Below are 21,522 nucleotides of genomic sequence, written 5' to 3' on the forward strand. Positions count from 1 at the left end.
ATTAGCCCAAAGGGCCTCACCCATACTACGCTTGGCCACGTCTATTCAATTCTCAGCCTTCGACAGTAACAAGTCACAAACGCGGCCAATTTCCGCGCTCGTCGTCTTGCTCAAGATGATGTTCGATGTGCGCCCGATCCGCCGTCTAATGAAAGTTCTGCTCCTCATCGAACACAATGAAATTATGTAAATAACGCATCCCCACACCACAAGTGTCTCGTTAACCTCTCCGACACTGTCGCATATTGTTAGACCAAGCCTCTGTGCCGCGAGGATGGCGGCGATGAACGCCACCTCAAAACTCTACCTACACGACGATGACACAGTGGTGACGGCATGATTACAAATCTGTAATGGAGGTAATTTAAAACTTGATGACTTCCGGAATACACGTTATGGGGGCTCCGTATTTCTCTGTATCAAACCTTGATGTAGCTTCAGACAATATCGTGGCTTCTACACTGGTAACAACGAAGAACGAGCAACTGGACTTAATCGTCTCTGTGCTTTCCAGCGTCAACAAGTGCTTGACCTTGCCACAATTGGAAAGTCCATCCTAACGACATCAAAATCCAATGAGAGGCAATTAAACATGACCACAAGCACTAGTGGAGCGCTCACTACCGGGGAGGTAATGCGCGCAGTGAACGATTGCTATGGATTCTCACCGGCGCCACATTTCTTATCTTTTTCCAGGCATATATGGTGGCACCACTGCTGCCGCGTTTGGCCGCTGTATTTCATGTGTCTGTGGAAATGGCTGGTTTGATGGTGCCCGCCTATCTCATTGCCTATGGCGTTGCGACGTTGTTTTACGGATTGCTATCTGACAGGATCGGACGACGTCCGATCATGATCGCTTCGCTATCGGCGTTTATTCTTCTGACCGTTCTGACGGGATTTTCCCAATCAGCTGAGCAATTAACGACCGTGCGTCTACTGACCGGCCTTGGGGCCAGCGGCGTCGTACCGCTCGCTCTCGCACTGATTGGCGACTTGTTCCCCTACCGTGAACGGGGCCGCCCGCTTGGCTGGCTATTTGGTGCCATGGCCGGCGGCATGGCGGTCGGCGCGGTCGCGGGTGTGATGCTCGAGCCGTTCATCACGTGGCGCGGCCTATTTTTTGGCGTGGCCGCAGCCGCTACAATGGTCCTCGCCTTTCTGTTGCCTTATCGTGATCTGTTGGGCAACAAAAGCGGCGCCGCGAGGCCAACGCTTGGCACCCTGTTTGCCGGCTATCGTACCTTGCTGGGCAGCTCACGTGGTCAGCGCACCTATGCCTACGTTGCGCTCAATGCGGTGTTTCATTCCGGCGTGTTCACTTGGCTCGGCGTGTATTTTTCGCGCAAATATGGCTTAGGCGACGTCGGGATCGGCCTTGCACTTCTGGGCTACGGTATTCCCGGCTTCCTACTCGGCCCAGTTATCGGGCGGCTCGCCGACCGCTACGGCAGAAGCCAACTGATCCCCGTAGGATTGCTCATCGCCGGCGCCAGCGCCGCCGCGCTCTCACTCGACATGCCCCTGATCGGGGCGCCCATCTTAGTAACACTGCTGTCGGTCGGCTACGACCTAACTCAACCGCTGCTGGCCGGCATCGTGACCGACTTGGGGCCAAACCGCGGGCAAGCGATGGGCTTGAACGTGTTCACCCTGTTCGTCGGCTTCGGGAGCGGGAGTCTACTTTTTGGTGCGATGCTGCCGTTTGGCATCGAAACGGCACTCCACGTGTTCGGCGCTGGCGCTATCCTCCTCGGGATCCTCGCTGCCTTCCTCTTTCGCTCTGAAATGCATAAGTGACTCCCACGCCGAAATGGTTCACTCCGGTCTGAATTAGGACAGACCGGAAATGCTAGATCTTAGCTACGAGGGAATAACTCTTCCATTACATCGATAACACAATCATTGGATGAGGATGGTTTCATGCGATCTGTTTCATCAAGCTTTTGGTAAGCCTTCTGCACGAACGTCTGGTCGGGAACTGTAGGCATGCACATCGACCGTCGGAGCAGTCGAACTTATCGGTGGCTATAAAGCCGTCATCATTGCCTAGGCGAGCAATACGTGATTCACGTTGGAACAAAAGCTCGCTCGCAACCGTATTGGTATTCGTGATAATTAATATTCAATTAAAGCGTGGCGTTAGGAAGCGTGATCTCAAAAACCATTTGTCCATCCTCATCTTTTGCAGCAATGGTGCCGCCATGTGTGTCAATAATCGATTTGACAATGGCTAGACCTAAACCGGCTCCGTCGCCCTTGCGTTGGCGTGAAGGATCCGCGCGATAAAACCGGTCAAACAACCTTGGAAGATGCTCGGGATTGATTGCTAACCCCGGGTTCGCAACACGTATAACCACCGTGTCATTGCTGTTAGCCGCTAGTGAGACGGTGACTGCTCGCCCCGGAGGGGTATAACGTATGGCATTGGACAAAAGATTGCTTAGCGCGCGGCGCATCATCAATCTATCACCCTGAACACATACAACGGGACCTTTGCGTATCAAAGCAACAGAGCGTTCTTCGGCCCACGCTTCGAAGTAATCAAATAGCGCCTGCACTTCCGTGACCAAGTTCACGCTGACCAGCTCCGGTTTGAGCTGGTTATTATCGGCTTGTGCCAAAAACAGCATATCACCGACCATTTTGGCCATACGTTCGTATTCTTCCAAATTGGAATATAGAATTTCTCGATACTGCCCAATATCGCGCGATTGAGAGAGAGCGACTTCAGTCTGCGTCTTCAAATTAGTTATGGGCGTACGCAACTCATGAGCAATATCAGCCGAAAAATTCGAGAGGCGATGAAAACCATCTTCAATACGATCCAGCATGTCGTTGAATGACACGGCCAGCTCAGTTAGCTCCACTGGAACCGTATCAGGAACAAGCCGAATAAAAAGCTGGTCAGATTTGATTCGACGAATCTCTCGGCTGATGCGCCGTATCGGCGCATGCCCTTGATACACAGCAAACCATGTCGCCAGAATGGCAATCAGACAGGCCGCGACCGTAATAATTCTCAGGTAACTGCGAAAGCTTTCAAGATAGTGCAGGTGAAAATTGATGCCAGTGGCCACAGCTAAAGTTAAAGGCTCGCCACCTGGAAGACCTTTGTTTATTAGCTGCACAACAGCTCCTCTATAGGTCTCTCCCTTATCCCGCCAGTTTTTTACCGAGTCGATGGTGATCACGCCCGTAGAGGGAGTCAACCGCGCAAAACCATCCAAATCCGAATTAGGCGTAGCGTAAATCACACTTCCATGGCTATCCGATACTCGAAACTGCGCATTACGATGACCTGAAATCGCAGCCGCTAATCGACGCTTCAATGCATCCGGTTCCTGAGCAGCTGGCGGCTCTGAGAGCGACTGCGTCAGCGATTGAACAACAGCATTAAGCTCATCGACATCCTGCTGAACGAAGTGACTATTAATGGATCGTTGGACCATCCATCCAAACGTAAGAAGCACCACTGTTATGACTGCTCCAATGGATACGGTCAGGCGCAGGGCCAAGGACGCGGGGCGGCGTGCCATTCTTTTTAGCTCACGCTGCTGACATCAAGCATATAACCCATGCCGCGAACGGTATGAATTAGCTTGGGCTCAAAGGCGTCGTCGATTTTGGCACGCAGGCGCCGAATCGCCACATCAATGACGTTGGTATCGCTGTCAAAATTCATATCCCACACTTGGGAGGCAATCAGAGAACGTGGTAACACCTCGCCTTGGCGGCGCACCAAAAGCTCCAGAAGTGCGAACTCTTTGTTTGTCAGGTTAATACGTACCTCTTGTCGCTTCGCCCGCCGACGCGGAATGTCCAGCACCAGGTCGGCCACCTGCAACTGATCATTAAAGACCGGCGCGGTTCCTCGACGCAGTAACGTACGGACTCGTGCAAGCAGTTCCGAAAAAGCAAAAGGTTTAATCAAATAATCATCGGCGCCTAGTTCCAGGCCCTTAACGCGATCCTCCACGCTATCGCGTGCCGTCAAAAACAATACTGGAGTAGCCGACTTCGCTTCGCGCAACGCTTGAACAATACGCCAGCCGTCAACATCTGGCAGCATGACATCCAAGATGATCAAATCATAATCCTCTGTCAGGGCGAGGTGGTGCCCGTCCAGACCCGTGCGGGCCAGATCGACTATAAAGCCGGACTCGACGAGCCCTTGGCGTATATATTCGCCAGTTTTTATCTCATCTTCGACGACGAGCAATTTCATGGGATCGCTCCTGCGATGTACTTCAGTTTTGTGTCTGACTTAAGGGACCACCCCTGACGTAGAAGCGTCAGAACTCATAGTAAGACTCTACACGCGTCAAACTGACAGCACGATGACGATCAGATTACAAAACTGTAATACAACGATATTTCCGACGAGCTCATTTTTAGACGCCCTTGTGGTCACTGCGAAGTATCCTGCCCAAAAACAAGATATAAAAACATGGAACTTTTCATTAAGCTCGACATCGATTACGCACAAGCATTTCGTCTGCGGGGCCAGGTACATTGAAGACTGCAGTGAACTTACCCAAACGTTTTATCAGATAATTGCGAGCATCTGCGAGCCATTTCGCCAAGAATGTGGCTCGCCTCAGATGAGTTACTAGGAGCATGGTGCCGAAAACGCGCTAAAGCATGGAAAACGCCTAGCGCTCTGCGGCTTAACAGCGTCCGACCCTAAAGTTTGAGCACCGGCGTATAGCCAACTTCTCGAATGGCACGTTCGATAACGTCTGCATTGGACTCTCCATCGATTCGAACCAAATGCGCGGGAAGATCAATCCTAACGCTGGCCGTCGGTGCCGTTTCTTTGACCACGCGCGTAATCGTATCCACGCAATGGCTGCAAGTCATATCCATCACTTCAAACTCAATCATAGTGCTGTCTCCTTAGGTAATGCAGCATAACAATACTAAACCTTGCCATTACGGCAATGTCAAGCTGGTCCAACGCGCCATTTACCGGTTTCCTCGGCAATCAGTTCACACGTTTGCACCTCGCGAGTGACCGCCGTCGCTATTCTTTTTGCCTTTAAATAACAATATGTTGCTTGACTACCGGGAAACGCAACGCGTGCATGACATAAATGTAATCACGACGTAATCGGACTGACAGCATGACTTCGCTACAGTGAATTCGCTACCGTCACTCAGCGCTACCGAGCGGATATGGATCAACCCGCCTATTTGAAGGATAAGAAGATGAAATGTGATATGAAAACCATGCTGAAGGCGGCTCTTGGCCTAGCTGTCGCCATTGCCGTGGCGTACGCAACTTTGCCCGCCGCCCGTGAATGGCTTGCCGCCAGCGCCCCATTTTTGTTCTTTCTAATTTGTCCCTTGATGATGTTTTTCATGATGAAAGGTATGCACTCCTGCGACAAGGACCAAAGGGCGGAAAAAGCCCAAGCCGACAAAGCTCCCTCCACACCATCGGTCGGACACTCGCCGCTCAAAGACTAGCCGGCTCGCAGCCGTCGCACCCTACCCATAGCGGACTCATGATTGGGTAGCACTTAGATTTACGGATATCACGTGATGAGTTCTAAAGCAATTTTTACTACCCTGGCGGCAACAAGCGTTGCCACCTTATTGATGTTCGGCGGAAACGGCGTAGCAAGTACAGATCCATCCGTAGCCAATACACAAGCCATAAAGACTTTGGCACAGGCCGCGCCGATTGAACTCACGCACGTGCACGGCCTTGCCTATAGCACAGACGGTAAACAGTTGCTTATCCCGAGTCATCATGGCATCGCGGCGTATACGAATGGTCAATGGACAAGGATGGCCGGACCTGAGCATGATTACATGGGGTTTGCCACCACCCGCGAGGCGTTTTACAGCAGCGGACATCCCGCAGCTGACTCGAACCTAATTAATCCGTTCGGTCTCATCAAAAGTACGGATATCGGAAAAACCTGGCGACAACTGGGCCTGGGAGGAGAGTCCGATTTTCATACCTTGGCCACAAGCTATGAAACAGGTGCAGTGTACGTCCTGAATTATGGGCCTAATAGCCGGATGCCTCAACCGGGGCTGTATATGACTCAAACAGACGGCCTAGCGTGGACGCGAGTAACAGCTAACGGCCTGAAGGCCAAAGCTAACAGCTTGGCGGTGCACCCGCACGATGTCAACGTCGTTGCCGTGGGCGCTGCTGACGGGTTGTATTTGTCTCATGACACAGGCAACCATTTTGAGCCACTGATTCGGAGCACGCAGGTACTCGCGCAGTGGTTCGATCTGGATGGCGAGCATCTTTGGGTTAGCAGTTATGCAAATGCCCCCGAGCTGAGTCGCATGGGCCTGAAGAACGACGAAGTTATAGAAAGGGTCGAGCTTCCAGCACTGGACGAAGACGCGGTAGCCTTTATTGCTCAAAACCCTGCCCGCCACGAAGAACTTGCTATCGCGACCTTCAAAGGTAGCGCTTATGTCACACAAAATAGAGGTGTAACGTGGACACAAATCGCTAACGGTGGCACGACGCGCGATAAGTAAGGTCCGACATTCTAATTTTTAGCATCCCCCTCTCATCAAATGGCTTGAACAATTCCATGAGCAATAAACTGATAAAAATCATTGTGATCGCGCTGGCGGCGATTGGACTCATAGCCGTTTTTGCTCTTGTCGGCATGGGAGCCATGATGTTTTGGATGATGGGCACTTGATGTGAACGTGACACGATTATTAATGGCCACCCTATTCTCCCCAACATCGTGAATGCAATCACACAACCCAATTTAAATTCAAGAATATCTTTGCATTACAAAAATGTAATGCCAGCGTCATTGGGACGACATGCGCATTTCGTTAAAGTGCTAGTCATCAATTTAATTTGAGGCTTTGATCATCGAAGGATGATTGATGTCTACCTCTTTCGACTTTGGGATACGCTCACGTGAAACACCTGCTACCGTCCTCGCTTGCACTACCTATACTGCCCCGTCGCCGATTCGTTCAGGGCCTAGCGGCCGGCGGCGTATTGTTGGGCTTATCGCCCTTTGCCCGAGCTGCTGGAAGTCCGTCCGCCAAGACGAGTACCGGCTCAGCCGCTGTGCTGACGGGGACCGAGTTCAACCTGGAGATCGGTGAATCACCCGTCAACTTCACCGGCAACCCTCGCATGGCGACGACGGTGAATGGCTCGCTTCCTGCCCCAACGTTGCGTTGGCGCGAAGGCGATACGATCACTATTCGCGTCAAGAACCGCCTGAAGGAAGCCACCTCCATCCATTGGCACGGCATCATCCTGCCCTTCCAAATGGATGGCGTGCCAGGCATTAGCTTTGCGGGCATCGCCCCAGGGGAAACGTTTACCTACCGATTTAAAGTCGAACAAAGCGGCACGTACTGGTATCACTCCCATTCTGGCATGCAGGAGGCGACCGGCGTTTACGGGGCGATCATTATCGACCCGGCACAAACCGACCCCATACGGGCGGATCGGGAGTACGTCGTTCAGCTCTCTGACTGGACCGACGAGGATCCGATGCGAGTCCTGGCCAAACTCAAGATGCAAGGCGACTACTACAACTACAACCAACCCACCGCCATTGATTTCTTCCAGGATGCCTCGCGAGATGGCCTGAAAGCTGCTATCGACAAGCGCAAGATGTGGAACGAGATGCGCATGAGCCCGACCGATTTGGCTGACCTGTCCGCGAACGTACTGACCTACCTGATGAACGGCACGACACCGGCGGGCAACTGGACGGGGCTGTTTCGAGCCGGAGAACGGGTCCGCCTGCGCTTTATCAACGGTGCAGCCAATACCTTTTACGATATACGCATTCCCGGCCTTCAGTTGACCGTGGTCCAGGCTGACGGCGTGAACGTAGAGCCTGTAACGGTCGATGAGTTCAGGTTCGGACCTGGGGAGACCTATGACGTGCTGGTACAGCCTAAAGACGACGTTTACACCGTATATGCGCAAGCCATGGACCGCACGGGATATGCCCGCGGCACCCTGGCTACGCGTGCCGGTCTCGAAGCGCCCGTGCCGGCGCTGGACCCTGCAGAATGGCTCACCATGGCGGACATGATGGGCTCAATGGGTGGGGGCATGGCAGGAATGAATCATGGCGCGCCCGGCCAATCGTCCATGGGAGGTATGGACCACGGCAATATGGCAGGGATGAACCATGGCAGCATGCAGGGCATGAATCACGCTGGAATGGCTGGCATGGCTGGCATGGCTGGCATGGATCATGGCGCAATGGCAGCGGCTGGCGCCAGCACCCAAGTGCGCCACGCCAAGACCGAGTATGGCCCAAGTATCGATATGCGGGTCGACATGCCGCGCACCAATCTGGACGATCCCGGCATTGGGCTGCGCAACAACGGCCGCCGCGTATTGACGCTGTCGGACTTGCACACTGTGGGAGGTGCGATGGATCCGCGCGGTGCAGAGCGTGAAATCGAGCTCCATCTGACCGGAAACATGGAACGCTATGCCTGGTCGTTCGACGGCGTTGAATATGGAAAATCGACACCTGTGCATTTTCGCTACGGCGAGCGGGTCAGGGTTATTTTGCACAACGACACCATGATGACACACCCCATGCACTTGCATGGCATGTGGAGTGAGTTGGAGGCGCCTAACGGCAGCTTCCAGGCCCGGCGCCATACGATTCCGGTGCAGCCAGCGCAACGCATCAGCTTTCTCGTGACCGCCGATGCACTGGGTCGCTGGGCTTGGCACTGCCATCTGATGCTGCATATGGATGCGGGGATGTTTCGCGAAGTGGTGGTGGCATGAGCTCAATAAACGAGAAAAAGGGAATCTTGACCGTGAATACCCATATAAAAAAACGCATTCTTGGAGTCGCCATCGCAACGCTCGGCGCCACTCCGCTTTTTGCCTACGCCCAAGCACATGACGCCCATAGTGGCCATACTGCCACGCCGGCCAGCTCGGCTCCTGCCGATGCAGCAAGCATGCCTGGCATGGATCACAGCAAAATGAATATGCCTGGCATGGACCATGACACGATGAAAATGAAGTCAACTACCTCGCCTAAGCCAGCAGAGGCCATGCCCGGTATGAACCATGGAGAAGCCAACACAGCGCCAACGGCCACTGCTCACGATATGGGAGCAATGAATACGAGCGGTGGCGAAATGGACCACGGCGATATGCAGATGCAAGGCGGATCGGCGCCACCCGATGCCCGCGATCCGGATGCTTACTCCGATGGCTATGTGCGTAACGCGGGCAAGTATGCATTACCACCCTCAGATACGCTGATCATGTCGGACATGCACAACTTCGGTTCGGTCTACTTCGACCGGTTGGAGTACGTCAGGGCGCGAGGCGAAGAATGGGCGGCCTACGAAGGGGAGGCCTGGTACGGCAGCACCTATAACCGCGCCGTCATTAAAGCGGAGGGCGAAGTGGCGAGCGGCAAGTTGCAGGAATCCGAGACGCAGCTCCTGTGGCGCCATGCGGTTTCAACGTTCTGGAATACGGAACTGGGCGTACGATTCGACCATGCCAAAGGCGCGCCAAACCGAGAATGGCTGGCATTCGGCTTTAAAGGGCTTGCGCCTTACTGGTTTGAAGTCGATGCCACCGCCTATGTCGGCCCCAGCGGACGAACCGCTCTGGGGCTGAAGGCGGAGTATGACATCTTGCTTACCCAGAAGCTCTACCTTCAACCAAGCGTGGAAGTGAATCTCCATGGCAAGGACGATGAACGCTGGGGCATTGGCAGCGGCCTGACAGACGGTACTGCGGGCCTGCGTCTCAAATACGAAGTCACGCGTCAGTTTGTTCCTTACGTTGGCGTGGAATGGTCCAGCAAATTCGGAAAAACGGCGGATTACGCGCGCGCGGCGGGCGACTCCAAGCAGGAAACCCGTTTCGTGGCCGGTTTGAGTTTTCGCTTTTAACTGTTGTACCAGGGAACATCAAGCCTGATGCTCTTATTTTTCCCTTATCCAAAAGTGGTTTTCATGAAAAAGACACTATCTATACTGATATTAAGCACATTACCCGCCCTGGCATTAGCCGCCGGAAGCCATGGTGGAGGTCACGAGATGAAGGACGGCACCATGATGCAAGGGCATGATATGTCCAGTATGAACAAAGGTGACTCCGCGGTGGGACAACCTGGCGACGCCGCCAAGGTCACGCGTACGATCGAACTCGTCATGGACGACACCATGCGTTTTTCTCCAAGCCAGTTCAACGTCAAGCCCGGTGAGACGATCCGTTTTTTCATGAAGAACAACGGCAAGATTCCTCATGAAATGGTGATCGGCTCCGTTGCAGAACTCAAAGAGCATGCAGCCATGATGCAAAAAATGCCGGGAATGAAACATGCCGAGCCCAATATGATCACGGTCAATCCTGGCCAAAAAGGTGGCCTCGTCTGGCAGTTTCCTCAGACCGGAACCGTTGACTTTGCCTGCCTTCTTCCTGGGCACATGGAAGCGGGCATGATTGGTAAGGTAAAAGTCGGATAAGGTAACGTAAAGGCGGCGCCTTATGGCCAGATTATTCATCCACTGCGTGATGGATTACTAGGCACAGTAGCTACAATGCGTTCCCCCAGAGCGGCAGCACTGCGTATGCAGTGCTGCCAATGCTTATTTCCCCACACGAATCACAGTCGATCCAGCCACAAAAGGCGAACCACGCTCTCGCATTATCCAAATATTTTCTATATGACATGCATACGATATTAAAAAGCCTGCTTCTCGTCTTCGGTTATCTTCTAACGAATAGCGCCGTGGCATCGGAAGTCAGACTGACTTCTATTATCGAAAGCCCTGTTCACACACTCGGCAAACACGCTCATAAGGCGATCCCTCGACTCGAGAGCTTGCGCAAGATGTTTCTTGCCACGCCGCTGATTGACCGCGCGCGTATCAACTCATCCTTTGGCTACCGGCTGCATCCCGTATCAGGCAAGTGGGCAGGCCATCAAGGTCTTGACTACCCTGCCCCAAAAGGTACTCCCATCCGCGCAACGGCTCAGGGAAAGATCTCTTTTATTGGTGTCCAAAATGGATATGGCAAAGTGATTTTCATAGAACATGATAATGAGTATTCCACTGTCTATGCGCATCAAAGCCGTTTTAAGAAAGGCCTAAGAAAAGGTGTCAGCATAGAAAAGGGACAAATCATTGGCTATGTCGGCTCAACCGGAACATCCAGTGGCCCTCATTTGCATTATGAGCTGCGCGTCAACAATCAACCGGTAGACCCCATCCAAGAAAAACGGCAACTTGCCTCCTATGTCCAAAGATGAAGTTACCTTGTGCGGCCAGCGTAGCGATAGCCCGCAAATTACATTGTTTGATCGTGCAACAAAGTGAGTGGGATAGTTCCAATGGCAATAACTGTGAAAAAAGCGGGCGTGATTACCGGTGTGCTTGGTGCCCTGGCGCTCGGCGCCGGCTTGTTAATGTATAAACCCTTGACGGACTCAAGACCGGCATTTATTGACCCTTCTGATCAAGAGCTCGTGGCTAACGGCCAACAAATCTACGCCAACAACTGCGTATCTTGCCATGGCGCAAAGTTGGAGGGCCAGCCTGACTGGCGTATCCGTCAGGCCAATGGTCGTTTGCCTGCGCCGCCGCATGATGAGACCGGGCACACCTGGCATCATCCCGATACCGTTTTAATTGACATTACTAAAAATGGCCTGGTCCCTGGCGTGACAGCCCCACCCGAGTATGTGAGCGATATGCCCGCCTATGGCAAGTTGCTGACCGATCACGACATCCGGGCTGTGCTCGCTTATATCAAAAGCTCCTGGCCCAAGCAGGCGTTAGCGGCTCAAAAAGAAATCACGCAACAACGGCCACAGTAACTCATTGGGCGCGCTAGCCGTTTATTTTGCTTTACGTAACCGCAAGGCGTTCGTCACCACCGAAGCCGAGCTCAAGCTCATCGCCAGGGCGGCAAACATGGGTGAGAGCAATAACCCCGTCCATGGATACAGCACGCCCGCCGCCAGGGGTACGCCCAAAGCGTTATAAACAAAAGCAAACCCCAGGTTTTGTTTCATATTGGCAATGGTGGCATCAGACAAATGACGGGCAATCGAGATTCCCCGTAGGTCGCCTTTGACCAACGTAACTTGGGCGCTGTTCATGGCGACATCGGTGCCGGTGCCCATGGCAATGCCGACGTTGGCTTTGGCCAACGCGGGCGCATCGTTAATGCCGTCGCCCGCCATCGCCACGATATGCCCTTGATCTTGAAGCTTTGTGACAAGATCAAGCTTATCGGCGGGCTTTACCTCACCATGAAATTCGTCGATACCCAAGCGCTGCGCCACAGCCTTAGCTGTCGACACGCCGTCGCCCGTGGCCATGATGACGCGGATACCCGCCGTTTTCAGTTCGTCCACGGCTTCTTTGGTGCTGGCTTTGATAGGGTCGGACACGGCAAGTAGACCCAGTAAGTCGCCGTTCGCAGCCAGATACATGACGCTCGCGCCTTGCATACGCAGGTTATCTGCCTTTTCGCTCAGTATCGCCACATCGACACCTTCCTGCTGCATCAGCGCGGTATTACCGAGCGCCAGGCGTTTGCCCTCGACTGTGCCGCGAACACCAATTCCGGAGCCCGACTCGAATTCATCTACCATAGCCAATGCGATGCCCTGCGCTCGCGCGCCACTAACAATGGCGTCAGCCAACGGATGTTCACTGCCTTGATCCAGACTCGCGGCCAGACGCAACACTTCTTTGGCGGTACCGCCCTGGACGTGAATCGCTTGCTCAAACGTGGGCCGTCCTTCGGTCAAGGTGCCGGTCTTATCGACGATCAAGGTATCGACCTTGCGGAAGTTTTCGATGGCCGCGGCATCCCGGAATAGGACGCCGTGCGTCGCACCATGGCCAGTGGCGACCATAATCGACATTGGTGTTGCCAGGCCTAGCGCGCACGGGCAGGCAATGATCAGTACAGCCACCGCATTGATCAGACCGTACACCCAACTGGGCTGTGGCCCCCAGAATCCCCACACGAAAAACGTCATCACGGCGATGGCAACCACCGCCATGACAAAATAGCCCGCCACACGATCGGCCATGCGTTGCATAGGGGCTCGGGAGCGTTGGGCTTGCGCCACGAGCTGCACGATTTGCGACAGCACGGTAGCCGTACCCACTTTCTCGGCACGTATGACCAGTGCGCCCGATGTATTCATCGTCGCGCCAATGACTTTATCGCCCACGCGTTTGCTAACAGGAAGCGGTTCGCCGGTCAGCATGGATTCGTCAATTGAACTTGCGCCTTCTTCCACCGCCCCGTCCACTGGCACTTTTTCACCAGGACGAACACGCAAGCGATCGCCTTCGTGAACGTGGGTAAGCGGCACATCTTCTTCAGTACCGTCCGGCAAGATACGCCGGGCCGTCTTGGGCGCTAGTCCCATTAGCGACTTGATGGCCGCAGAGGTCTGCGAGCGGGCTTTCAGCTCAAGGATTTGCCCAAAAAGCGTCAAGGAGATGATGACGACTGCCGCTTCAAAATACACCGCGATACGCCCCATGGACAAGAACGTATCGGGAAACACTTCTGGTGTCACAGTCGCCACGAAGCTATAGATAAAAGCCGCCGCCGTTCCTAAGCCGATGAGCGTCCACATATTGGGGCTACGGTTAACGACTGACTGCACACCCCGTACAAAAAACGGCCAGCCAGCCCAAAGCACGACCGGCAAGGAAAGGACCAGTTCAATCCAGCTTTGGGCTGCCATCCCAAACCAGCCCAATTGGTGGCCGAACATGGCCAGCGTGGTGACGATCAGAGTGAGTGGCAAGGTCCACCAAAACCGACGACTGAAGTCCGCCAACTCGGGATTATCATCATCGAGTGTGGGCATAAGCGGTTCCAGCGCCATGCCGCATTTAGGACAGTTTCCAGGGTGATCTTGGCGAATCTCGGGGTGCATCGGACAGGTGTAGATCGTGCCCTGTGCGGCTACCTCAGTGTGTTGTCCGTTTGGCTGTTTAAGATATTTGGCCGGGTCCGCGCTGAATTTGATCTGGCAACCCGTGCTGCAGAAATAAAATGGCTGGCCGTCATGCTCAAGATGGTGTGGCGATTGCTCAGTCACCGACATTCCGCACACCGGATCCTTTAACCGCGAGGCCGGTTTAGTGTCGCGATCGTCAACTCCCGTTGATCCGCTGCTTACGTGACCTGATCGGCCGTGTTGCGCATGTTCGTGGTCGTGTGGTGTCATGAGGTAGCCGCTTTCCCAGTTAGTCTTGGGCTACGCTGACCTCTCACCATCCCAAAACAGCGTAGAGCCCGAGATTGCAACGGATGGTAGGCGTATCAATCATGCCATACTTTAGTGCTTGCGAAACTGACAGTTCGCCGTCAGCAGCATTACATTTTTGTCATGACGAGCGACGGTTTACGAGGCATTAAGCGCCCGTATAAAAGCTCCGAATGTATGCTTTTTCTTCAACGGTAAGCGTCTTTAGCTCCTGCTGTACCTGTGCTCGTGATTTCGTCTGCTCAGCATTTATTTGGGGCCCAGTTCCTGTCGCTTCACCCTGACGTGTAGCCCAAGTAGGGTCTGCTTTGGCTTGCTCAAGCTCCTGCAGCACCTGTGCTCGACTCTTCGTGTTCGACCAGTCCTGCACCTCCACGCCGCCCTGCTCACTATTATCGGGAATCCAATAAGCAAAACTGGTAGCTGGAACTGCTAATGCAGCGGCTAGCAAGGCGAAAAGCGTTTTTGAGCGAAAAGACATAATAGATTCCTTTGAGAGTCGTTGTCCCGCGACGCCGTCATACTGAGTGATCACGGTGCCAGTTCTTTCTGGCTAGAACTCCACTTTAGCGAGCAGCACCCAACAGTCCGATGACGCTGGCATGACGAATACGTCATGATTTGACTTATCTTTGTAATGTAGGCCGCATTCGAGAGATGACCCAGTAACGGCACAGGAATTGCTGATAAACCAACGTTCATGCAGCAAGTGCGGACTGAAACGCGAGCGTCATTGCTCCAGGATTCCCATGATCGCTCAACCTATCGATTACTTTCTTATTGTCTGGTTTGCTCTAGCAGCTTTATCCACAGCCTACGTTGCTTGGGATCAGTTTCGCCATAACCCTGAGCCGGTGGTAATGAAGTGGGGTTTCGTATTGGTGACCCTCTATATGGGGCCCATCGGCTTGCTGCTATATGTGATGGCCGATAAAGAGCCCGGACCAGGCGAGCATGAACAATTCATCAAGCCGCTGTGGAAACAAGGCGCGGGGTCGACCATCCATTGCGTGGCGGGCGACGCCACTGGCATTATCCTGGCGGCGGTGATCACGGCAGCGCTGGGGTTGCCTATGTGGCTGGATCTCATCGTTGAGTATTTAGCGGGATTCGCGTTTGGTCTTTTCATCTTCCAGTCTCTTTTCATGAAAAACATGATGGGCGGCAGCTACTGGGACAATGTCAAAAAATCATTCATGCCCGAGTTTATTAGTATGAATGCCATGATGGCAGGCATGGCCCCCGTTATGGCGCTCCTGATGATGGGACACGACATGAGGGCGATGGAGCCGACCGAATTGCTTTTCTGGGGAGTCATGTCAATGGGCGTGATTGTCGGTTTTGTCGTGACTTATCCGGTCAATGTCTGGATGGTTTCCAGGCAGATGAAACATGGCTTAATGACCGAACGCCAAAACAAAACCGGACAGACAAAGAAGCATGGCCACGCTGGTGGGGACCATGCTTCGGCAAAGTCGTCTCCAGGTGACCATCACGCCATGCAGCCTAACGTGACACGCTCGCAATTAGCAGCTGTCACGATGGGCACCGGCTTAATGCTATTGGCTGGCATGACGTTTCCGGCGCTGTTTGTGAACATGCGCCTGTCTGCCCGCGACGTAGGAGGAGCGATTATGCCGCCAGGCATGATCATGGGGTGGGACACTCCGGGTGCTGCCATGCGCGATATGGCAGCCATCGCACCGCGCTTGGTCGCGCATACCGCCGCGCAAGACGCCCAAGGCGATACAGCACTTGAACCTCGTATTGAAAACGGTGTCAAGGTTTTTGATCTGGAAGCGAGCGTTGTGCGTTGGAACATCCTGCCCGACGTACAGGTGGAAGGCTATGCGTTCAATCGCCAGATTCCGGGTCCACGGCTGCGCGTCACTGAAGGCGATAGGGTCCGTATCAATGTCACCAATAAACTACCGGAATCGACGACAGTACATTGGCATGGCTTGATCCTACCCAATGAAATGGATGGACCGGCCAACATTACCCAAAAGCCAATTGCTCCTGGCGGTAAATACGTTTATGAGTTCACGACCGAACAATCCGGTACTTATTTTTATCATACGCATGACCATGTCGATCGGCAGCAAGCCTTCGGCCTATATGGCGCACTCATTATCGACCCAAAGAACCGCGATGAAGAACCCCGGGCCGACCATGAGTATGTATTGCAGTTACAGGAGTGGCTCGAGCGCGAAGGGTTGACCTACCCTGCCATGCTGATGGAAGGGGCCTTGCCCAATTACTTCACTATCAATGGCAAAGCATACCCGGCCACGGACACGGTGAAGATGAAAGTGGGCGAGACGATCAAATTGCGCTTCATCGGCAGTAATAACAATTTTGTACACCCTATGCATGTTCACGGTGGGCCTTTTACCGTGGTGGCCCGCGATGGAAATGTGTTGCCCCCGCGGCGCGATTCGAAGCCGATACAGTCAACGTCGGCCCAGGGCAACGCTATGACGTCATATGGACGGCGCTCCGCCCAGGCAAGTGGATTGTGCATTGTCACATTCCGCACCATACGACCAACAACAATGTAGAACAAGAAGGCGCCGGGGGCCTGACCATGGTCCTGGACGTTCAGGCTTAGCTCTGTTCAAACCAACGTTGCTTGATTAGTAGCTGCCATTGAACGACCACCCATAGCGAAGGCCGTTGGCATTAAAGGAGGGCATGACACTTGCTGGCCGGTACCGTACCGCCAACATTGGCTAACTTTCCTGAGAGCGATCATGTTCAATCAACCGAAAAAAGCGCACGGTGCGGGCATCCGCGCCGTACGTCACCTCTTGCCATTGCTGCTCGGAGCCAGTATGTTGGCCATCTCATTGCCAGCGCCCGCCCAATCGACAGCAACTCAGTCGAATCAACCGTCAATGAAGTCGGAAACCGCCAAAAACGGCATCTCTATGGATATGCGGGGTTCCATGATGGAAATGCGCAAGAGCATGAATGCCATGAAGCCCTCAGGTGATATTGATTATGACTTTGCCGCCATGATGCGGGTCCACCATCAGGGCGCCGTAGATATGGCCGAGCTAGAGCTGAAAAAAGGTCAAGATCCTGAGATGAAACAAATGGCCAAAGAAATCATCGCAGACCAGAAAAAAGAAATCGCGAAGTTTGATGAATGGCTCGCTGCGCACCCAAAGCCATCGAAATAGCTCTCAGGTCTACGGTTCGAACTCAGATCTCATTATTGAGGTGAGGACGGCGCTTCAAGCTTGTCGGCATACTTGATCATGATGTCGCCCATGGCACGCATCATCTCGCCATGCATCTGCATCATCACTTTGCTATTGGCTCCGCTAGCAGCGCCCATCATAGGACAGCTGCCCATCATCCTCATCATGTCGCCGCCCATCATGCCGTGATCTTTCATCTTGCCTGGCTGCATATCGCCCATCTTGGCCGCGTCACCATTCTGTATCATGCCTGATTCAGCTTTCATGCCCGCGCTAGTGCCATCACTGCTGGAAGTCGCTGCTACTCCCGCACCGCTTACGCCCAACAAGAGCGCCGTAATGGGCGCAATAAATAGTGCTTTCATATTTATTTGTATCTCCTAAATCCAGAAAATTGACTTTTCACGAACCGGCTTGAATTTGTGGCGCAAGAGAGATGTAGATATAGAGGTGTAGATGTCTTCCAGCGTCAGAGCAGGAAGGCGTACCAATCGTGGCGTACCCGGCTATACCATTGCTTTTATGTAGATTTTAGTCCTTGGAAAATGGTTTACCGTTAAAGTCCACAGTAACCAGATTGCCGTCCAACTCGCCCATGCCTGGCGCATTCAACGGCATGCCAGGCGCCGACACACCCTTCACTGATGAGTCAGCCAGCAATTTGTTGACAGCATTGGTCGGTACGTGCCCCTCGATGATTTGGCCAGTGGCTTCTACCACGCCCGTATGACACGATCCAAGCTTTGGTGGCACACGGAGTTTTTGCTTCACCGAAGCCATGTCGGCCGTTTTGATCGCCGTAACATCAAAGCCAGCATCCCGCATATGCTCGACCCACCCAGTGCAGCAACCGCAATTGGGATCCTGATATACGGTAATGGCCGTGCCGGCAGCATGGGCAAAGGATGATGCGGCAGCCAAGGCAGCCGCTGCTAGCCATAATTTCATGAAACCTGCTCCAGCGTAAATGTAAAACTTGAATGATTCATAGTATAGATAAAGACCACGCTCGGGCAGATTAGTTCTGTCGTTGCAATGTGACGTCCTTCTGTGCCTCCAGGACCTTGGGCGGCCAATTGCTCTTGATGTAAGCCAGTACCGCAATGATCTCTTGATCGCTGAGGATGTCCCGATACGCGGGCATGTCGCTAACATAGCCTGGCGGCGCCGTGCTCCCAGAAACCAGGCCGTTTTTTACCATATCGACCAACATCGCATCAGGATGGTGCCAGGTATGGCCGGTTTTGTCGTGCGGCGGTGCGGGCAGCCTGCCATTGGGCATGCGGTCACGCCAGTTCGGCTGCCCTTGCAGGGACTCACCATGGCAAGCTGCGCAATTGTTCGCATAGATCGCCCTGCCCTGCATCACAAGAGCCTGATCCGCAGGGTCGATGAATGCCGAGCCGGATCCCCGTATGACGCTGTAAAGGACGGCGCGGCGCCGACGACGACAGCGCCGACTACCCCAAAGACCAATTTCTTCCGTGCCATTTTAATGCGCTAGATCAGCTAACTTTTACCTTGCCGACCATCCCGGCCTCCATGTGGCCCGGAATGAGGCAAGCGAAATCGACGGTGCCAGCCTGGTCGAACTGCCACACCAAGCCACCGATCTTACCCGGGCCCAATGTGATCATATTCGGTTTCGCATGCTGCATCCCCGGCATTTTTTGCATTTCGGCCGCATGGGCCTTCAGATCGGCGAGGGATCCAATCACCATTTCATGGGGGATTTTGCCCGTGTTCTTGATAAAGAAACGAATGGTCTCGCCAGCGCTGACTTGGATGTCACCAGGCGTAAACCGCATGGTGTCGTCCATCGTCAGCTCAATCGTGCGAGTAACTTTAGCCGGATCGCCAGGCTGACCAGTTGGCGAAGGTGCATTCGACATGGTGGACATATCGTGCCCAGGCATGCCATGCGCCGGTGCGCCATGCCCCCCGCCATGGCTGCCCGCAGCCAATGCGAGGGCCGGAAGGACACTTAAAGCCAAAATAGAAAGGGTCTTTTTCATCATGAGTACACTCCTAGAGTTTGTTTAAGTAGGCAGCCATTTCAAACCGCCCAAGAAAAGGCAATATCGAAACCGAAAACTCAAGCCATCCACGAAACGGGCTTCCTGCTTCATCGCCCGAGTTAGTCACTTTAATGGCAACAGCATTGATCAATCAATTGCACTTTAACGAAGTACAACTGCCGATCTACTGACGTGCAAATTACAATTTTGTAATATAGGCACGCCCGTTCTAACGGAGGACTTATTTAAGTTACTACGAGCACCTCCATGGCGTCTGCCATCTCTGCCACAGGCAACTGTTCCATAACATATTTGTGCCATGCGCACGGTTAAGGCCATCGGAGCTAGTCGGGGCGTACAATCCATGTGCTTTTCTTGGGCGAAACTTTGCCACGTTGGTACACCTCCTGCGTAGACGAGACGAAAGAACCAATCGAAAACTCCTGAACAGCCTTCTGACGCGCGCGCTGACCCATGGAAACTAGATCTGTAGGGCTTTCCAACACCTTCGTTAGAACGGAAGCTATCGCCTGCGGATCTCGGATTGGCACAATCCAACCATCATGTCCATTATCGACGTTCTCTGGTAAACCGCCCGCATCACTTACGATTACAGGTATACCCATAGCCATCATTTCTCGGCATGCAAACGAAATAGTCTCTATCTCAGATGACACAACAAACCCGACGTCCAACGCTGCCAAGCATGAACGGACATCATCCAAAAGCCCTGTGAAAACCACACTATTGCGTAGGTTTAGTGCCTCGACTCTGGCGCACTGAGCATCTGATGGAAGGACGCCGGCAATCAAGATGACGATTTGGCTTCGTAGCACAGCAGGAAGAAGAGAGACCGCTTCCACCATATCCAGCCAGTTCTTGTACGCCGCGGTCCCCGCATTGCTACCCACAACTAATCGCCCCGCCAAGTGAGTCGGAATCCAGCAGCGTTTCGCAGCCAATCGGTCCTCTCGCGAAGGGGGAACAAACCTGTCTAAGTCAACACCATTACGGATTACGTGCAGGCGGCACCCGCTGAAGTATGAATGGACCAACTTATTTCGCGTGTGATCGCAGACGCAAATGACATGATCCGTAGCAAGCTTTGCACGAGCTAGCGCTCCGACGCTTCGAGATAGGCGGTCACTATGCTGAGAATACACGAGCACTGGACGCCAAGAGCCAGATCCAATCAAGGCGAACATACAAGCGCGATGATCTGTCGCACCATTAACATGAATAATGTCAAATTGCTCGCGTCGCAAGAATGCTCTAAGGCGCCGAAGGCTCAGCAGCGTTCTGAGCAATCCTCCTTTGAATTCGTGCGGCATAGTCCGAACGCCGGCCAGAGCCACTGCTGATTCGAAAAGGCGGCTCTCTTTGGGCGCTGCTATGACGATCTGATGCACACCGCTGAGTTCACGCGCAAGCGAGAGAATGTAAGTAGTGTGTCCTCCGCCGTCACCTCGATGAAAGTTGGTATAGAGAATCTTCATAATGACAGCGGTGCGGTGAAACGAGATATCTTTTTCATATTCGAAATGGTCGCTATCGTTTAGAAATGGCTCAGGACAATACGAGATATCTACTAGAGCTTGAAATGCTTCTGACCCGGGCTTTGGAGTATCCACCTAGCCTTCTTTTGCAGCCAACTGTCTACTTCGATGCCTTCGCGCATTCACGTAGAACTGCAGACTCGCTGTTTATCAACGCGAGAAAACAAGCTAAGCCTTGACCAAACGACGGTTGCTTAAGCGAAGCATCAATACAAAATGCTGAGGAGATCGAAGCCTGGTTACTTAACCAAGCCTCGGCTACGGAGCATGGCTGGCTCTTCGTCTGCTAGACGCGAATGGTAAGCGTATAGACGTGACAAACGTCAAACTCTAGGATTACATTTTTGCAATACACATTAGAAGCGCGCCCATCCAGATAGGCAGCTTTGAAGACTGCAGACTTCCGATAGCGCAATAGCGTCCACTCGCATGAGCATGGTCCAATTCATGGCATTTGGCCACGCAGTACCGTCCGGTT

20 protein-coding genes and 1 pseudogene are annotated in these 21,522 nt (G+C 53.3%); 11 read left to right on the forward strand and 10 right to left on the reverse strand.

Translation table 11 applies throughout. From position 1 onward, the window contains the following. Nucleotides 1-651: 651 nt before the first annotated feature. Complete coding sequence (locus L1889_RS11735; RefSeq protein ID WP_238665275.1) at nucleotides 652-1,800, forward strand: MFS transporter; 1,149 nt, start codon at nucleotides 652-654, stop codon at nucleotides 1,798-1,800. 329 nt (nucleotides 1,801-2,129) lie between these two features. Here L1889_RS11735 and L1889_RS11740 read toward each other — a convergent pair whose 3' ends face one another. From L1889_RS11740 to L1889_RS11750, 3 genes are all read right to left on the reverse strand, one after another. Next, entirely contained in the window at nucleotides 2,130-3,539 is a 1,410-nt protein-coding gene (locus tag L1889_RS11740) for a Cu(+)/Ag(+) sensor histidine kinase (RefSeq protein ID WP_238665276.1), read from the reverse strand. 5 nt (nucleotides 3,540-3,544) lie between these two features. Next, nucleotides 3,545-4,228: a heavy metal response regulator transcription factor gene (locus tag L1889_RS11745; protein ID WP_238665277.1), complete on the reverse strand. Its 684-nt coding sequence runs from the start codon at nucleotides 4,226-4,228 to the stop codon at nucleotides 3,545-3,547. Nucleotides 4,229-4,686: 458 nt separating this feature from the next. Next, nucleotides 4,687-4,887, reverse strand: a complete 201-nt coding sequence (locus L1889_RS11750; RefSeq protein WP_238665278.1) for a heavy-metal-associated domain-containing protein — start codon at nucleotides 4,885-4,887, stop codon at nucleotides 4,687-4,689. A 291-nt stretch (nucleotides 4,888-5,178) separates the two neighbouring features. On the opposite strand from L1889_RS11750, the gene L1889_RS11755 reads away from it, so the two are divergent. The 7 genes from L1889_RS11755 (at nucleotide 5,179) to L1889_RS11785 (ending at nucleotide 11,837) form a co-directional block, all read left to right on the forward strand. After that, nucleotides 5,179-5,472, forward strand: coding sequence for a DUF2933 domain-containing protein (locus L1889_RS11755; protein WP_238665279.1), 294 nt, complete (start codon nucleotides 5,179-5,181; stop codon nucleotides 5,470-5,472). A 75-nt stretch (nucleotides 5,473-5,547) separates the two neighbouring features. Then, nucleotides 5,548-6,513, forward strand: coding sequence for a F510_1955 family glycosylhydrolase (locus L1889_RS11760; RefSeq protein ID WP_238665280.1), 966 nt, complete (start codon nucleotides 5,548-5,550; stop codon nucleotides 6,511-6,513). 400 nt (nucleotides 6,514-6,913) lie between these two features. Beyond that, nucleotides 6,914-8,773: a copper resistance system multicopper oxidase gene (locus L1889_RS11765; RefSeq protein WP_238665281.1), complete on the forward strand. Its 1,860-nt coding sequence runs from the start codon at nucleotides 6,914-6,916 to the stop codon at nucleotides 8,771-8,773. Beyond that, nucleotides 8,770-9,906 (forward strand): copper resistance protein B, encoded by a 1,137-nt coding sequence (locus L1889_RS11770; RefSeq protein ID WP_238665282.1) that lies wholly within the window; start codon nucleotides 8,770-8,772, stop codon nucleotides 9,904-9,906. Before L1889_RS11765 ends, L1889_RS11770 begins: the two co-directional genes overlap by 4 nt. 63 nt (nucleotides 9,907-9,969) lie before the next feature. Then, nucleotides 9,970-10,482 (forward strand): cupredoxin domain-containing protein, encoded by a 513-nt coding sequence (locus L1889_RS11775; RefSeq protein ID WP_238665283.1) that lies wholly within the window; start codon nucleotides 9,970-9,972, stop codon nucleotides 10,480-10,482. A gap of 119 nt (nucleotides 10,483-10,601) precedes the next feature. Beyond that, entirely contained in the window at nucleotides 10,602-11,270 is a 669-nt protein-coding gene (locus L1889_RS11780; RefSeq protein WP_238665284.1) for a M23 family metallopeptidase, read from the forward strand. 81 nt (nucleotides 11,271-11,351) lie between these two features. Continuing rightward, nucleotides 11,352-11,837, forward strand: a complete 486-nt coding sequence (locus L1889_RS11785; RefSeq protein WP_238665285.1) for a c-type cytochrome — start codon at nucleotides 11,352-11,354, stop codon at nucleotides 11,835-11,837. A gap of 21 nt (nucleotides 11,838-11,858) precedes the next feature. On the opposite strand, the gene L1889_RS11790 is transcribed toward L1889_RS11785, so the two are convergent. Both L1889_RS11790 and L1889_RS11795 read right to left on the reverse strand, forming a co-directional pair. Next, the gene (locus L1889_RS11790) at nucleotides 11,859-14,102 is read right to left on the reverse strand and encodes a heavy metal translocating P-type ATPase (protein ID WP_238665922.1); all 2,244 of its coding nucleotides are present in this window, start codon (nucleotides 14,100-14,102) and stop codon (nucleotides 11,859-11,861) included. Between the two features lie 310 nt (nucleotides 14,103-14,412). Further along, nucleotides 14,413-14,745, reverse strand: a complete 333-nt coding sequence (locus L1889_RS11795; protein WP_238665286.1) for a DUF4148 domain-containing protein — start codon at nucleotides 14,743-14,745, stop codon at nucleotides 14,413-14,415. 442 nt (nucleotides 14,746-15,187) lie between these two features. Between L1889_RS11795 and L1889_RS11800 the strand changes: the two are divergent. From L1889_RS11800 to L1889_RS11805, 3 genes and pseudogenes are all read left to right on the forward strand, one after another. Continuing rightward, a pseudogene (locus L1889_RS11800) lies at nucleotides 15,188-16,678 on the forward strand (multicopper oxidase domain-containing protein); the annotation flags it as partial. A 71-nt stretch (nucleotides 16,679-16,749) separates the two neighbouring features. After that, complete coding sequence (locus tag L1889_RS19215; protein WP_372871757.1) at nucleotides 16,750-16,875, forward strand: cupredoxin domain-containing protein; 126 nt, start codon at nucleotides 16,750-16,752, stop codon at nucleotides 16,873-16,875. Between the two features lie 142 nt (nucleotides 16,876-17,017). Next, the gene (locus tag L1889_RS11805) at nucleotides 17,018-17,449 is read left to right on the forward strand and encodes a DUF305 domain-containing protein (RefSeq protein WP_238665288.1); all 432 of its coding nucleotides are present in this window, start codon (nucleotides 17,018-17,020) and stop codon (nucleotides 17,447-17,449) included. A 32-nt stretch (nucleotides 17,450-17,481) separates the two neighbouring features. Here the strand turns inward: L1889_RS11805 and L1889_RS11810 are convergent, their stop codons facing one another. The 5 genes from L1889_RS11810 to L1889_RS11830 form a co-directional block, all read right to left on the reverse strand. Beyond that, a complete protein-coding gene (locus L1889_RS11810; protein WP_238665289.1) occupies nucleotides 17,482-17,835 on the reverse strand; it encodes a hypothetical protein in 354 nt (117 codons plus the stop codon). Nucleotides 17,836-18,001: 166 nt separating this feature from the next. Next, entirely contained in the window at nucleotides 18,002-18,418 is a 417-nt protein-coding gene (locus L1889_RS11815) for a DUF411 domain-containing protein (RefSeq protein WP_238665290.1), read from the reverse strand. A gap of 70 nt (nucleotides 18,419-18,488) precedes the next feature. Continuing rightward, on the reverse strand, nucleotides 18,489-18,836 hold the full coding sequence (locus tag L1889_RS11820) for a c-type cytochrome (protein ID WP_257793898.1): 348 nt from the start codon (nucleotides 18,834-18,836) through the stop codon (nucleotides 18,489-18,491). A gap of 139 nt (nucleotides 18,837-18,975) precedes the next feature. Next, on the reverse strand, nucleotides 18,976-19,485 hold the full coding sequence (locus L1889_RS11825; RefSeq protein ID WP_238665923.1) for a cupredoxin domain-containing protein: 510 nt from the start codon (nucleotides 19,483-19,485) through the stop codon (nucleotides 18,976-18,978). A gap of 347 nt (nucleotides 19,486-19,832) precedes the next feature. Continuing rightward, on the reverse strand, nucleotides 19,833-20,984 hold the full coding sequence (locus L1889_RS11830) for a glycosyltransferase family 4 protein (RefSeq protein WP_238665291.1): 1,152 nt from the start codon (nucleotides 20,982-20,984) through the stop codon (nucleotides 19,833-19,835). Nucleotides 20,985-21,522: the final 538 nt, after the last annotated feature.

It is taken from the genome of Paenalcaligenes niemegkensis, from assembly GCF_022230885.1.
In the GTDB taxonomy this organism is placed as follows: domain Bacteria; phylum Pseudomonadota; class Gammaproteobacteria; order Burkholderiales; family Burkholderiaceae_B; genus Paenalcaligenes; species Paenalcaligenes niemegkensis.

What these genes read in the sequence shown, in the direction of transcription:
- L1889_RS11740 (WP_238665276.1), bottom strand. Translation starts at nt 3,539, where the DNA reads ATGGCACGCCGCCCCGCGTCCTTGGCCCTGCGCCTGACCGTATCCATT.
- L1889_RS11745 (WP_238665277.1), bottom strand. Translation starts at nt 4,228, where the DNA reads ATGAAATTGCTCGTCGTCGAAGATGAGATAAAAACTGGCGAATATATA.
- L1889_RS11750 (WP_238665278.1), bottom strand. Translation starts at nt 4,887, where the DNA reads ATGATTGAGTTTGAAGTGATGGATATGACTTGCAGCCATTGCGTGGAT.
- L1889_RS11755 (WP_238665279.1), top strand. Translation starts at nt 5,179, where the DNA reads ATGGATCAACCCGCCTATTTGAAGGATAAGAAGATGAAATGTGATATG.
- L1889_RS11760 (WP_238665280.1), top strand. Translation starts at nt 5,548, where the DNA reads ATGAGTTCTAAAGCAATTTTTACTACCCTGGCGGCAACAAGCGTTGCC.
- L1889_RS11770 (WP_238665282.1), top strand. Translation starts at nt 8,770, where the DNA reads ATGAGCTCAATAAACGAGAAAAAGGGAATCTTGACCGTGAATACCCAT.
- L1889_RS11775 (WP_238665283.1), top strand. Translation starts at nt 9,970, where the DNA reads ATGAAAAAGACACTATCTATACTGATATTAAGCACATTACCCGCCCTG.
- L1889_RS11780 (WP_238665284.1), top strand. Translation starts at nt 10,602, where the DNA reads ATGCTTATTTCCCCACACGAATCACAGTCGATCCAGCCACAAAAGGCG.
- L1889_RS11785 (WP_238665285.1), top strand. Translation starts at nt 11,352, where the DNA reads ATGGCAATAACTGTGAAAAAAGCGGGCGTGATTACCGGTGTGCTTGGT.
- L1889_RS11790 (WP_238665922.1), bottom strand. Translation starts at nt 14,102, where the DNA reads ATGTCGGTGACTGAGCAATCGCCACACCATCTTGAGCATGACGGCCAG.
- L1889_RS11795 (WP_238665286.1), bottom strand. Translation starts at nt 14,745, where the DNA reads ATGTCTTTTCGCTCAAAAACGCTTTTCGCCTTGCTAGCCGCTGCATTA.
- L1889_RS11805 (WP_238665288.1), top strand. Translation starts at nt 17,018, where the DNA reads ATGTTCAATCAACCGAAAAAAGCGCACGGTGCGGGCATCCGCGCCGTA.
- L1889_RS11810 (WP_238665289.1), bottom strand. Translation starts at nt 17,835, where the DNA reads ATGAAAGCACTATTTATTGCGCCCATTACGGCGCTCTTGTTGGGCGTA.
- L1889_RS11815 (WP_238665290.1), bottom strand. Translation starts at nt 18,418, where the DNA reads ATGAAATTATGGCTAGCAGCGGCTGCCTTGGCTGCCGCATCATCCTTT.
- L1889_RS11820 (WP_257793898.1), bottom strand. Translation starts at nt 18,836, where the DNA reads ATGCAGGGCAGGGCGATCTATGCGAACAATTGCGCAGCTTGCCATGGT.
- L1889_RS11825 (WP_238665923.1), bottom strand. Translation starts at nt 19,485, where the DNA reads ATGAAAAAGACCCTTTCTATTTTGGCTTTAAGTGTCCTTCCGGCCCTC.
- L1889_RS11830 (WP_238665291.1), bottom strand. Translation starts at nt 20,984, where the DNA reads ATGAAGATTCTCTATACCAACTTTCATCGAGGTGACGGCGGAGGACAC.